This is a genomic window from bacterium (genome assembly GCA_004322275.1).
GTDB lineage: Bacteria > Desulfobacterota > Deferrisomatia > Deferrisomatales > BM512 > SCTA01.
In genome coordinates, this window is sequence record SCTA01000036.1 from 37,532 (window position 1) to 51,056 (window position 13,525).

9 protein-coding genes and 1 tRNA gene are annotated in these 13,525 nt (G+C 59.1%); 6 read left to right on the top strand and 4 right to left on the bottom strand.

Features of this window, described 5'->3' with window-relative positions; genetic code table 11:
* Nucleotides 1-2 precede the first annotated feature (2 nt).
* From EPN96_11150 to EPN96_11165, 4 genes are read left to right on the top strand one after another with little or no spacing between them, the layout of a single operon-like run.
* Nucleotides 3-761 carry a phosphate ABC transporter ATP-binding protein gene (locus EPN96_11150; GenBank protein TAL15945.1) on the top strand — a complete coding sequence of 253 codons (759 nt, stop codon included), beginning with the start codon at nucleotides 3-5 and terminating at the stop codon, nucleotides 759-761.
* A 14-nt stretch (nucleotides 762-775) separates the two neighbouring features.
* A complete protein-coding gene (gene phoU, locus EPN96_11155; protein ID TAL15946.1) occupies nucleotides 776-1,474 on the top strand; it encodes a phosphate signaling complex protein PhoU in 699 nt (232 codons plus the stop codon).
* Nucleotides 1,475-1,477: 3 nt separating this feature from the next.
* The gene (locus EPN96_11160; GenBank protein ID TAL15947.1) at nucleotides 1,478-2,182 is read left to right on the top strand and encodes a response regulator; all 705 of its coding nucleotides are present in this window, start codon (nucleotides 1,478-1,480) and stop codon (nucleotides 2,180-2,182) included.
* 3 nt (nucleotides 2,183-2,185) lie between these two features.
* Nucleotides 2,186-3,919, top strand: a complete 1,734-nt coding sequence (locus EPN96_11165; protein TAL15948.1) for a HAMP domain-containing histidine kinase — start codon at nucleotides 2,186-2,188, stop codon at nucleotides 3,917-3,919.
* A 128-nt stretch (nucleotides 3,920-4,047) separates the two neighbouring features.
* On the opposite strand, the gene EPN96_11170 is transcribed toward EPN96_11165, so the two are convergent.
* The 4 genes from EPN96_11170 to EPN96_11185 form a co-directional block, all read right to left on the bottom strand.
* A tRNA-Cys gene (locus EPN96_11170) sits at nucleotides 4,048-4,121 on the bottom strand.
* Between the two features lie 132 nt (nucleotides 4,122-4,253).
* Nucleotides 4,254-7,811 (bottom strand): pyruvate:ferredoxin (flavodoxin) oxidoreductase, encoded by a 3,558-nt coding sequence (gene nifJ / locus EPN96_11175; GenBank protein TAL15949.1) that lies wholly within the window; start codon nucleotides 7,809-7,811, stop codon nucleotides 4,254-4,256.
* 65 nt (nucleotides 7,812-7,876) lie between these two features.
* The gene (locus tag EPN96_11180; protein TAL15950.1) at nucleotides 7,877-8,596 is read right to left on the bottom strand and encodes a Bax inhibitor-1/YccA family protein; all 720 of its coding nucleotides are present in this window, start codon (nucleotides 8,594-8,596) and stop codon (nucleotides 7,877-7,879) included.
* A 677-nt stretch (nucleotides 8,597-9,273) separates the two neighbouring features.
* A complete protein-coding gene (locus EPN96_11185) occupies nucleotides 9,274-9,999 on the bottom strand; it encodes a (d)CMP kinase (protein TAL15977.1) in 726 nt (241 codons plus the stop codon).
* A gap of 946 nt (nucleotides 10,000-10,945) precedes the next feature.
* On the opposite strand from EPN96_11185, the gene EPN96_11190 reads away from it, so the two are divergent.
* Together EPN96_11190 and EPN96_11195 are read left to right on the top strand one after the other, a co-directional pair.
* On the top strand, nucleotides 10,946-11,725 hold the full coding sequence (locus EPN96_11190; GenBank protein TAL15951.1) for a DUF4388 domain-containing protein: 780 nt from the start codon (nucleotides 10,946-10,948) through the stop codon (nucleotides 11,723-11,725).
* Nucleotides 11,590-13,524 carry a hypothetical protein gene (locus EPN96_11195; GenBank protein ID TAL15952.1) on the top strand — a complete coding sequence of 645 codons (1,935 nt, stop codon included), beginning with the start codon at nucleotides 11,590-11,592 and terminating at the stop codon, nucleotides 13,522-13,524. The genes EPN96_11190 and EPN96_11195 overlap by 136 nt, the downstream gene beginning before the upstream one ends.
* Nucleotide 13,525: the final 1 nt, after the last annotated feature.

Sequence of the window (13,525 nt, forward strand, 5' to 3'; positions counted from 1 at the left end):
ACATGACGGAAGCAAGAATCAGCTGCCGCAATCTGAGCCTCTGGTACGACCAGAAACAGGGGCTGGATTCCATAAGCCTCGATATCCCGAACAATCAGGTGACGGCGCTCATCGGCCCCTCGGGCTGCGGAAAGTCCACCTTCCTTCGGTGCCTCAACCGGATGAACGACCTGATACCCGGCGTCCGCACCGAGGGCGAGATTTTCCTCGACGGGGAGGACATCCTCTCTCCCGCTACGGACGTGGTCGAGCTTAGAAGGCGCGTCGGGATGGTCTTCCAGAAATCCAACCCCTTCCCGAAGTCGATCTTCGACAACGTGGCCTACGGGCCGAAGCTCCACGGGAAAAAAGACAAGACAGTGCTGGCTGAAATAGTGGAGAATTCCCTAAAGAAGGCTTCGCTCTGGGACGAAGTGAAGGACCGCCTGCGGGAATCGGCCCTGCAGCTCTCGGGCGGGCAGCAGCAGCGCCTCTGCATCGCCAGAGCCCTTGCCGTTGAGCCGGAAGTTATCCTGATGGACGAGCCCGCAAGCGCCCTCGACCCGATCTCCACCGCCCGGCTCGAAGACCTTATAGAGGAATTAAAAACGCGCTACGCCATAATCATAGTCACCCACAATATGCAGCAGGCAGCCAGAATCTCGCAGAATACGGCCTTCTTTTACATGGGCAGACTTATAGAATACGATAGGACCGAAAAGATCTTCACGAATCCCAAAGAAGAGCGCACCGAAGCTTACGTCACCGGGCGTTTCGGCTAGGAATGGAATAGACGATGGAAAAGCACACCAGCAAATCCTACGAGCAGGACCTCGAAAAACTGAGGGAGAAGATTCTCAGGATGGGCGGTCTTTGCGAAGAGGCGATAGCCAATTCAATGAAGGCGCTTATCGAAAGGGACGTGGCTCTTGCAAAGGAGACCATCGCGCGCGACCACATTATAAACAAGCTGGAGGTCGAGATCGACGAGCAGTGCATAGAGCTTCTGGCTCTTCGCCAGCCCGCCGGAAGCGACCTTCGCCTGATTATCACGGGGCTGAAGATATCGACCGACCTCGAAAGAATCGGAGATCTTTCGGTAAACCTCTGCGAGCGCACCCTCGAACTCATAGAAGCGCCGCCCCTAAAGCCCCTCATCGACCTGCCGCGCATGGCGCAAAAGGCGATGAGCATGGTTCACGACAGCCTGGACGCCTATGTGCTTCGCGACGCTGAGCTGGCTCAGAGCGTATGCGCCCGTGACGACGAGGTTGACCGGATCAACGAGCAGGTTTTCAGGGAACTGGTGACCTACATGATCGAGAACCCCTCCAACATATCGCGGGCGCTCGGACTCGGCATGGTAGGCAGGTACCTCGAGCGCATCGCAGACCACGCCACGAACATCTCCCAGATGGTCATATACCTGGTAAAGGGCAAGGACATCCGACATACTTATTTTGCGGAGAAATGCGCCGCCGTGGACGGAGATTAGCCTATGACGCGAATCCTCATAGTCGATGACGAGGAAGATATTCTCGACCTGGTTGAATACAACCTCTCGATTTCCGGGTTCAAGGTGGAAAAGGCGCTCACCGGCAGAACGGCTCTGACGCTGGCCGAGGAGAACCCGCCGGAACTGGTCATCCTCGACGAAATGCTCCCGGACCTTCGCGGCTTCGAGGTGCTTCGCGCGATCCGCTCCCGTCCAAAGACACAATCCATCCCGGTAATCATGCTGACCGCCAGAAGCGCCGAGGCCGACAAGCTGGTCGGCTTCGAGCTGGGCGCGGACGATTTCGTCACCAAGCCCTTCAGCCCCGGGGAACTTCTCGCGCGGGTGAGGGCGGTGCTGAAGCGCTCGCGCGGCGAAGGTTCGAGGCGTCCCTCGCTGCGTTTCGGGGAGCTTTCGATAGACATGGACGCCCACCGGGCCTTCAAGGGCAAGGAAGAACTCTTCCTTACCCCGCAGGAGTTCCGGCTGCTGGCTTTTTTCGCGACGCACCCCGACAGGGTCTACAACCGCGACCAGCTCGTTTCGCAGGCGTGGGATTCCGAGGTTTTCGTGGACCCGCGCACCGTTGACGTGCACGTGCGACGCCTCCGCTCCCGCATCGAGGACGACCCGGCGAACCCGAAATGGATTGAAACGGTCCGGGGAACCGGCTACCGCTTCAATCCTTCCTCCAAAGAGGGGGATTGACCCTTGTCCCGCAGCTTTTTCTCCAGGGTATTCCTTCAGAGCGTTTTCGTTCTTCTGGCGCTGATAATAGCCGGGGGCGTCGCCCTCGACCGCTTTTTGACCGAGAGCGAGATAAACCGGCTCGGCGACCAGGTTGAGCGCTTCGCCCTCATGCTCAGGGAAGATACGGTCCGCCATGCGGACTTCTCCGGTCTCCAGCCCCTCGTCAGGCGGCTGGGCGACGCGACGCGCGTGCGCTTTACCGTAGTGGACAAGACCGGAAAGGTTCTGGCCGACTCCCACCTCGACCCCTCCGTGATGGAAAACCACTCCACCCACCCGGAGGTAGCCGAGGCGCTTGCCGGGCGGGAGGGGAGAAACCTTCGCCACAGCGCCTCCCTCGGCATAGAGATGCTCTACGTGGCCATTCCGGGCGATCCGGTATTTCGCGCCGCCGTCCCGGTATCCGAGGTGAAGGCGGTGCTGGGTCAGGTGCGGATGAGAATGGCCCTAGCGGCGGTTCCCGCCGTCCTGATTGCGCTCCTTCTGGCCTGGTTTCTGGCGAGATCTCTGAACTCCCGGATCGAGAGGATGATACGGTTCGCTTCCGCCATCGAGAAGGGGGACTACTCCCAGATTCTCCGCTCCGAGGGGGACGACGAACTGGCCGACATGGAGCGAAGCCTGACCGCGCTTAGGGACGAGATAGAAAAACAGGTAGAAAAACTGAGGCGCGACAAGGAAACCCTCTCGGCCCTGATAGAGGGTTTTCCCCACGCCGTCTTCGTCTTCGACAAAGACAAAAACCTCTCCCTCGCCAACTCGCACGCGCGAAAACTCCTTCGCATAGCTTCCCTCGGAGTCTTCACCTTCAACGTGGGCGAGGCGATAAGAAATCCGAAGGTGCTCGAAGCGGTGGAGAGCGTGTCTGCAGGCGAGGCCGCCTCCGAGCCGTTCCGCATCTCCTGGAGCGAACCTCACCGGAAGTTCGAGGTGACCGTACACCCCCTTCCGGGGGAAGACGGAAACCCCGAGGTCTTGCTGGTTCTTCGCGACATAACGAGGGAGACCCATCTGGAAAAGGTCAGGAGCGACTTCATCGTAAACCTCGCCCACGAGCTTAGGACTCCGCTGACGGCGATAAGGGGCTCTGCCGAAACCGTTCTCGATTCCGCCCTTTCCGACCCGGTCGCGGTCAAAAAATTCCTTGAAACGATCAAGAGAAACTCCCTGCGGCTGGAGAACCTCCTGACCGACGTCTCGGACCTCGCCAGAGCCGAAACGGCGGCCGAGAAAGTCAAGATCGCCTCCTTCGACGCCCGCGAGCCCGCCCGCCACGTCTCCGAGCTTTTCGCCGGCGAGGCGCAAAAGAACGGCATTGCGATGAAAGTCTCCCTGCCGGAAGAGCCCCTGTTCATGGACTCGGATCCGGAAAAAATCGAGCAGATACTCATAAATCTGGTCCAGAACGCGGTCCGCTACACCCTTGAGGGCGGAGAAGTCTCCATATCGCTCGGCAGGGAGGAAGGCGGCGTTGTCTACACGGTAGCCGACACCGGCATAGGCATTCCACCCGAAGACCTGCCCCGCGTCACCGAACGCTTCTACCGCGTCGACCCCGGCCGCTCCCGCGCCATGGGGGGGACCGGCCTCGGCCTCTCCATCGTCAAGCATCTCGCGGAAAGCCTCGGCGCGAGACTTGAGATCGCCAGCGAATACGGCAAAGGGACGACGGTAAGAGTAACCGTGCCCGCCTAGACAACCCGTCCGAAAGGCCTATTTACGGGCAAGCCTTGGGTCACGCTTCGGCATATATGACAAAAAGGGGTCTCGCGAGGAGACCCCTTTTCATTTCATAACCAGCTGTAATGGCTGGAGTTTTTAGCTGGAGGCGCCACCCAGATTTGAACTGGGGATGAAGGTTTTGCAGACCTCTGCCTTACCACTTGGCCATGGCGCCCGGAGACTGTGAAGATTAAACGCGAAGGACTTTCTTGTCAAGAGGGGAGAGGAGCACCGGGCTGCTCGCCCTTCCAGAAAAAGAGGCGTCCGGAGTAAGCTCCGGACGCCTCGCTTTGCGTTTTTTGCGGTGCTATTTCGGCATCTTCATTGATGCCAGAGCCTGATAGAGGTGGTAGCGGCTGGTGGTCTCCTTTTGCGCTTCCTCCATGAGGTATGCGGCGCGTTCCGGGTCTACCAGCTTGAGCATCTTGTAGCGGGTTTCGTTGTAGGCGTAATCGGCCAGGGGAATCTTTATGTCGCCGGAATCCAGCTGGAGCGGGTTCTCTCCGGCGAGCGTTCTGCGCGGGTCGAAGCGGTAAAGCGGCCAGTGGCCGGATTCCACCGCCATCTTCTGCTGCTCGTTGCCGTGGCTAAGGTCGAAACCCTGCGCGATGCAGTGGGAGTAAGCGATGATCAGCGAGGGGCCGTTGTAGCTCTCGGCCTCCTGCATGGCGCGGATGGTGTGGGCGTCGCGCGCGCCCAGCGAGACCTGTGCGACGTAGATTGTGCCGTAGGTCATGGCTATCATGCCGAGGTCTTTTTTGGGCAGGGGCTTGCCCGCCGCCGCGAACTTCGCCGCCGCGCCGAGAGGAGTGGCCTTGGACTGCTGGCCGCCGGTGTTGGAATAGACCTCGGTGTCGAGGACGAGGACGTTTACGTTGTGGCCGGAAGCCAGGACGTGGTCGAGGCCGCCGTAGCCGATGTCGTAGGCCCAGCCGTCGCCGCCGAGAATCCAGACGGACTTCTTGACGAAGTAATCCGCCACGTCCAGAAGGCGGTGCGCCTCCTTGCCCTTTATCTCCTCGATTTTGGCCTTGAGGGCGGCTACTCGCTTTCGCTGCTCCTCGATTCCGGCTTCGGTCGTCTGGTCCGCGCCGAGAATGGACGCTACGAGGTCGTCGCCGACCTTCGGGGCCGCCTTCCTGAGAAGCTCGGAGGCGTACTCTCTGTGCTGGTCGATTGAGACTCTGAAACCCAGGCCGAATTCGGCGTTGTCCTCGAAGAGGGAGTTCGCCCAAGCCGGGCCTCTGCCCTCTTTGTTCTTGGTGTAGGGCGTCGTCGGAAGATTTCCGCCGTAGATGGAGGTGCAGCCGGTGGCGTTGGCTATCATGAGCCTGTCGCCGAAGAGCTGGGTAAGGAGTTTTACGTAGGGGGTCTCGCCGCAGCCCGCGCAGGAGCCGGAGAACTCGAAGAGAGGCTCGCGGAGCTGACTTCCCCTTACGTCGGATTTCAGCGTGGAGGGGTCGGGGCGGGGAATGGTGAGGAAATAGTTGAAGCTCTCCTTTTCTTCCTCGACGTGTTCCGCCCTTGGCCTGAGGTTTATCGCCTTTATCGCGGGGTCGGCCTTGTCGGCCGCCGGGCAGGTCCTCACGCAGAGGCCGCAGCCGGTACAGTCCTCGGGCGCGACCTGTACGGTGAACTTCATACCCTCGAAATCCTTTGTCTTTGAATCCGTGCTTCTGAAAGCGGCCGGAGCCTTCGCGAGGTATTTCGGGTCGTAATAGTTTATGCGTATGGTGGCGTGGGGGCAGGTCATCGAGCACTTGCCGCACTGGATGCACAGGTCTTTGTCCCAGATCGGTATCGAATGGGCGATGTTTCTCTTTTCCCACTTCGTCGTGCCGGTGGGCCAGGTGCCGTCCGGAGCGAAGGCGCTGACGGGAAGCTGGTCGCCCTTGCCCGCGATCATAATCGCAGTCACGTTCTTAACAAAATCCGGCGCCTCGGGAGAGACGGTCGGGGGAAGGGGGCGCAGGGAACTCACCTTCTTCGGGATTTTGACCTCGAAGAGGTTCGCGAGGGTCTGGTCGACGGCCTCGAAGTTCTTTCTGACGACTTCCTTGCCCTTCTTTCCGTAAGTCTTCTCGATGGCGGCCTTGATCTTGGCTATCGCCTCCTCCCTCGGAAGGACGCCGGAGATGGCGAAGAAGCAGGTCTGCATGACGGTGTTGATCCTGCCGCCCATGCCGGTGCTGCGGGCGACCTCGCCGGCGTCGATAACGTAGAACTTCAGCTTCTTTTCGATTATCGAGCTCTGGACGGGGGAGGGGAGCACGTCCCAGACCTTGTCCGGCCCGAAGGGCGTGTTGAGAAGAAAGGTCGCCCCCTTCTGCGCGGTCTGGAGCATGTCGAACTTCTCCAGAAAAGCGTGGAGGTGGCACGCCACGAAGCTGGCCTTGTGTATCTGGAAGGTAGAGCGTATCGGGCGGGGGCCGAAGCGAAGGTGCGAGATGGTCGTGCCGCCGGATTTCTTCGAGTCGTAGACGAAGTACCCCTGGGCGTAGAAATCAGTCTCCTCGCCGATAATCTTGATCGAGTTCTTGTTCGCCCCGACCGTACCGTCGGCTCCGAGGCCGAAGAAGACCGCCCTTACGACGTCGTCCGGCTCGATGTCGAAGCTCTCGTCGTAGACGAGGCTGAGCCCGGTAACGTCGTCGTTGATGCCCACGGTGAAGTGGAGCCTCGGGTCGGGCTTTTTCAGCTTGTCGAAGACCGCCTTTATCATCGCGGGGTTGAATTCCTTCGACGAGAGGCCGTAGCGCCCTCCGATGACCAGGGGGTCGCGCCTGAGGGTGCAAAAACCGCTCGCTTTGGCCTCGCGCAGGGCGCAGACCACGTCCATGTACAGCGGCTCGCCGAGCGCGCCCGATTCCTTGCACCTGTCCATGACGGCTATCGCCTTCACTGCGTCGGGAAGGGCCTTCATCAGGTGGGCGGCGGAGAAGGGGCGGAAGAGGCGGACCTTGACGCAGCCGACCTTCTCGCCCCTGGCGGCCAGGTATTCGACGGTCTCGTGGACTGCCTCCGCGCCGGAGCCCATTATCACGATGACGCGCTCCGCCTCGGGGTGTCCGACGTAGTCGAAGAGGCGGTATTCGCGCCCGGTGATGTGCTTGAACTTCTCCATCGCGGCCTCGACCTTTTCCGGTACCGCCGCGTAGAAGGAGTTGCTTGTCTCCCTGGTCTGGAAATAGGTGTCGGGGTTGGCCGCGCTGCCGCGAAGGACCGGCCTGTCGGGAGTAAGCGCCCGCGCCCTGTGCTCATGTATCGACTTCTCGCAGACCAGGTGGCGGAGATCCTCGTCGGAGAGTATCTCTATCTTCGCTACCTCGTGGGAGGTGCGGAAGCCGTCGAAAAAGTGGAGGAAGGGTATGCGCGAGGTAAGCGTCGAGGTGTGGGCTATCGCCGCGAGGTCGTGGGCTTCCTGCGGGGAGTTCGAGGCGAGCATGGCAAAGCCGGTCTGACGCACGGCCATAACGTCGCACTGATCCCCGAAGATGGAGAGAGACTGGACGGCAAGGGCGCGGGCGCTGACGTGCATCGCAAAGGGGGTAAGCTCGCCCGCGATCTTGTACATGTTGGGAATCATCAGCAAAAGCCCCTGGGAGGCCGTGAAAGTGGTTACCAGAGAGCCGGACTGTACGGCGCCGTGCATCGCGCCGGCGGCCCCGCCCTCGGACTGCATTTCAACCACTTTGGGAACCGTTCCCCAGATGTTCTTCTGCCCGTTGGCGCTCCACTCGTCTGCGTGTTCGCCCATCGTCGAGGAAGGGGTAATCGGGTAGATTACCGCGATCTCTGAAAGGCGGTGCGCAACCGAGGCGACGGCTTCGTTGCCGTCGACGGTGAGCATGCGGCGTTGGGACATTAACAACCTCCTCGAATTATGGTGATTTCTGGAATATTCGCTTCAAATCGGTTCAAAGGCTCTTGTTAGTCGCGAGAGCGGCCGGTGAGCCGGAGCATGAACAAAAACAGGTTGACGAAATCGAGGTACAAGGCCAGCGCCCCGTAGATTGAGGCGCGGGAGAGAGAGTCGTCGCCGTAGGCGGAGGCCTCCAGGCCGATGCGCTGTATCTTCTGGGAATCGTAGGCCGCGAGCCCCGTGAAGATGAAGACGCCCAGATAGGTCAGCGCCCAGTCCAGCCACGCCAGGGCGGTGAAGATGTTAACCACGGTGGCGATTACCAGCCCCAGAAGCCCCATGAGAAGAAAGGAGCCCCAGGAGGTAAGGTCTTTTTTGGTGAAGGTGCCGTAAAGCGCCGCTCCCCCGAAGACCGCCGACGACACCGCAAGGGTCTGAAGCACCGAGGCTGAGGTATAGCGCAGAAGGACGACCGACATCGTCATGCCGGAAAGGGCGCTGTAAAGCACGAAAAGCCAGCTCGCCGTAGCGGTGGAGATTCTGCCTATCGCCCAGGAAAGTCCCATCACGAGGCCGAGCTGGGCGATGATGAGGCCGGTGAACCACGCTCCGTTCATGATGAAGGTGGTCATCAGGTAGTCGCTCTTCAGGACCAGAAGCGCGGCGGCCGCGCTAACCCCGAGACCTCCCGCCATCCAGCCGTAGACGTTTGTGATGAATCTAGTGCGAACCTGCACCCAGACTTTTTCGTCGATGGCGGGAACGCTTCCGTTTATGGTACCGTACATAATTGAAAACCTCTGAATTTCCTTGTTTCTTCCGTAAAATTTCCTGCGGGCCGATATTTTAAAAACCCCAGGGAAAACAGGTCGAACGATAAATATAACTTCCAAAACCCGCCCCATCAAGGGTTCGGGAAAACTTTTAACCTCACTTAAAAAAATATGATTTGAGTCAATTTAAGGAAGCGCCGAAAGACGCTCGCCGGGGCGTAAATTATTCTTTATTATCAATGCCTTGCGGCTACCGGAATGAGGCGGGGGTTTCGGACGGCTGCAAAACCCCCCTGCGACCCCCCCCTCCCGGACCCTGTTTCCCTGCGTTTTCCGAAAGAAAAATATACCGGGTTTTGGCCGCCGGGGAGCTTTTTAGCCGCGCCCGGAGGATGCTCCGGGGAAAAGGTCAGGGGAAGTCCGCGAATAGAAAATTTTTACCCCGGTCTCTTCGCCGGAGTCCTTGACTAACGGGTTTTTCGTCGTTAACTTTTTTTCTGTAAGGAATTCAAAACGGAAGGAGGTGTTTTGGTGATGAAACGTTTCATGCTTCCGAGAGTCGCGCACTGCAGCGAAGGCTGCACTAGCTAGTCCCGGACAAGACTCAAAACTGTCCGACAGCCTTTAAACCCCGTGTATCAGGCCGTAAGGTCCGGTACACGGGGTTTCGTTTTTTGGCCGGGTGAAGATTATTATGACTTTTTGATCTCCATCGCCTTAAGGGCGAGACGCTCAATCTCCCGTGCGACCTCTTCGGCGCTAAGCTCTCCGGAATCGATGAGGACCGCGTCGTCGGCTGGTTTGAGGGGCGAGTGGGCGCGGGTGGAGTCGTTTTTGTCCCTCTCCTTGATGTCGGCGAGGATCTTTTCGTAAACCGCCTCCTGCCCCCTCTCGTGCAGTTCGAGAACCCGCCTTTTCGCCCGGCGCTCGGGAGAGGCGGTGAGATATATCTTCAAAAAGGCGTCGGGGAACACCACCGTGCCCATGTCGCGCCCCTCCGCGACGGTCGGGGCTCCCAGGCCGATGGTGCGCTGGAAGGAGGCCATCGCCTCCCTCACGGTCCGCACCGCCGAGACGCGGGAGGCCAGCGAACTTACCCTGTGTTCCCGTATCTTCTCCGAGAGGTCCTCGCCGTCGAGGTAAATCTTCGCGGTCCCCCCCTCCCTGCGGAACTCCAGGGTGGTTTCGGCGCAGAGTTTTGCGAGCGCCTCCTCGTCCTCGAAGGACACGCCTTCCCTGTCGGCCTTCCAGCCTATGGCGCGGTACATCGCCCCGGTGTCGAGGTAGTTGAACCCCAGCTTTCCGGCGACAAGTTTCGCCACGGTGGATTTTCCGGCTCCCGAGGGGCCGTCGATGGTGACTACCGTGACTCTTTTCCCCGCGCCCCCTTCTTCCTCCCGGCGGAGGTTGTCGAAGATCGCTTTCCAGACCTCCTCGTAACCTTCTCCGTCTTTCGCCGTGGTGAGAATTATTCTGCCGCCGTAGCCGATGGAGGCGGCAATCTCTCTGGCCCTCTTCTCCCGCTGGGACCTCGGGGCCTTGTCCGCCTTGGTCACGACAGGCAAAAGGGTTTTACCGGAATCGCGGACAAGACCGGCGAACCACCTGTCGTCGCCGGAGGGCTCCCGCCGTATGTCGAGGAGTTGCACGACTATGGCAATCTTGCCGCACTCTTTTATGAATTCAGCTACCCGCTCGATCCAGCGCCGCACCTCTTCCTTCGGGGCTTCGGCGTATCCGTAGCCGGGAACGTCCACCAGAATCAGCTTTTCGTCCACCTCGAAGAAGTTGAGAAGCCTCGTTCTGCCGGGCGTGCAGGAGGTGCGGGCGATATTTTTTCTTTTCAGTATGAAATTAATAAAGGAGGATTTCCCGACGTTGGAGCGCCCGGCGACCACCACCATGGGCAGTTCCGTAGCGGGCTCGCCGCGCCAGCGGGGCTCGGAAATAATAAATTTAGCCAGTGATGGGTTGAACTTTTTAGTTTTCACGAAAGCGCCGGAGGTTGGGCCGCAGGGCCGCAGGAATTTTTAAATAACGTCAAAGATGTTTACGTACGATATTGCCAATTAAAGAAAATATCAACTTCTGCCTTGACACGAAGGGGGTTGGGAAAAAAGAATGTGAAGGTTACAAGCGCGACGTGTCCATGCCGAAATTCATAACGCATCCGGACAGGGAGGGGTATGCTTTGACTACTGGCCCCGGCGCATTCGCAAATTGCAGCCAGACGCCGGTGAACCTTATACTTTTTTCAAAGGCGGCAAGTTGCGGAAAATCGGGCGGCGAAAAATTACCCGTCCCGATACGGACGGCGCTGCGTGAAAGTAACTTTAACGGCGCCACCACGGGAGTTTAGCGGCATTGGAGCTTTGGGGTAATCTTAAGGATTTCAGTCTTCCCGACGTGATTCAGCTCGTCGGGTTCGGCAGGAAGAGCGGTGTGCTCGGCGTAGAGCACAACGGCGCTTCCGCCAGGCTTTTTTTTCAGGAAGGAAACGTCGTTCACGCCGAAATGGGAGACCTTTCCGGTGAAGACGCCGTCTTCATGCTCTTTCGCCTCGTCGAGGGGGAGTTCCGCTTCAGGGCCGATTTAAAGCCTCCCGCGCAGACGATTTTCATGGACCCGACAAATCTGGTCATGGAAGCCGCCCGCCTCATGGACGAATCCGCGAGGGATTCCCGGGAAGCAAGGGAGAAAGCGGCGGAAGCCCAGCCTGTGGTCGAGGCCGCTCAGGAGGTTGAGGCGGTTTCGCCGCCGCCCCCCCCTGCTGAAGACGATTTCTCCACCGAACTTCCGGAAATTTTTGTAGAAGAAGAAACTGTAAGCGTTCTGGGGTACGATTCTGGCGATGGCTATGGTATAATAGCGCCGGTTGAGGAGCCAGTAGCTTCACAGCCTCCAGCCAGGAAGGTCTCGACTCCCGCGGAAATCCGTGAGGAATTGAAGGTTATTCTTGAACAGAAATTCGGCCGCGAATCAAAGCGGCTATTGCAAGCGGTGGAGAAATGCGGGGATACACTAGACGAATTCCAGCAGCTGGTGACGAGGGTGGAGCGTTTCGTTTCAGCCTTCGTCGATCCGAAGTCCGCCTCCCAGATAGGGGACGAACTTCGCCAGATTGTATCAAAACTCTCTTCCTGACGGCGGTTCTCCTCCTCGCTCTTTCCCCCCTGAAGGCGCTCGCCCTCCCCCTCGACATCGTCTTTCCCGGCGACGTTCTCTATGACATTACCTCCGACAGCGAAGATAAAAAGATCGCGCAGATAACCGACGCGGTGAAAACCGCCAACTCCCGCGCCGAATCTTTCAGCTACACCCGCGAGGAGGGCAACCTCCGCCTTAAATTTTCCTTTTTCACCGATGAGGGGAAGGCCGAGTTCTTCCTTTACGGCTCCAAGAACGACTACTACCGCATGGCTATGGGCAAGGGCGGGGAAACCCTCTGCGACGCCGACGAGAGGGTGGAGTACGCCGCCACCTCGAAGACGAAGGAGGGGGTTGTCTATAAGGTCAATTTCGTGGGTTTCGACCTCCTCAAAAAAGCCGAGGAGGACAAAATAACGAAAGTACTCCAGGAGGCCATCGACTCCAACGACCCCAGAGCCCTCGAAGAGTTCGCCAAAACCTATAAAAGCACCCCCCAGGCCGTTGTCGCCACGAAAAAAGCCCAGGCGCTGAAGGAAGAAATGGCCTGGGAGAGGGCTAAAAAGGACGATACCAGAGACAGCCTCCAGGCTTTCCTGAATTACTACCCCCACTCGATCTACCGCCTTGCCGCGCAAAAACGGCTCGACGAAATGAAAAACGCCGAAAAAGTCGCCGAGGCAAAGAGGAAGGCAGAGGAAGAAAACAGGAAAAAAGCCGAAGAGGAAGCAAAAAAACGCGCCGGCGAGGAAAAGGCGAGAAAGGCGATATCAAGCGCCTACGCTTCCGCGCGGTCGGCCGACACTGTTGAGGCCTACGAAAAATTCCTCCAGATCTATCCCGAATCCCCCGACGCGCAGGCCGCGAGGGAAAGAATCGAGACAGTCAGGGAGGATTCCCTCTACGAGAAGAGCCGGGGCACGGACAAGGGGCTCGCCGAATATCTTCGCGCCTACCCCGAGGGACGCCACGCGGAAGACGCCAGGAGAACGCTGGAGGAGCTCAAGTCCCAGACCGGAGACGTCCTCAAGGTGAAAAAGGGCTCCCGCTCGCCCGCCGTTGACGGCAACGACAGCGATCAGGTGTGGGGCGAGTCGAAAGTACTCAAGGTTCCCCTCCAGGGCGGAGCCGGGGGGACGATGGAGATTCGCGCCGTGCAAAACGGCAACGAAATCTTTTTCCTCGTCAAGTGGCCGGACAGGACCAAGAACGTCGCTTACCGGCCCTGGGTTCGCCAGAACAAACGGTTCCGTCCCTCGGAAGAGGTTGACGACGCCTTCTCGATGGCCCTTTACATGGGCAGGCAGCCCGGCGATTCCTGCATGGTAAGCGGTGAAGAGCAGGAGATGGACGTCTGGCTGTGGCGCGCTTTCTGGTCGGAGCTTTCGGGGTACGCGGCGGACAAGATTCTCAAGATCAGCCGCTCTCCCCTTCCCGAATCCAATATCTACCAGGCCAGAAACGGCGCCAGCATACACGTACAGAACAAATCCGACGGCGGAAAGCCCGCCTGGGAGTTGTACGTCCCCATCGCGTCCGCAACCACCCTCGACACCGTCCCCAGTTACGTAAAAGCCCAGCCCTCCGGCAGCTCGGGCGACGTGCGGGCCGTGGGGAGCTGGAGAAACAACATGTGGACCGTGGAGTTTTCGCGCAAGCTGGCCACCGGGAACCTCGACGACGTGACCCTGAAGCTGGGAGGCCACTACTACGCCTCCTTCGCCGCCTACGACCACTCGGAAAAAAGCGACCATTCCTCGACGAAACTTATCACCCTCGATATCGAAGGGAAGTAAA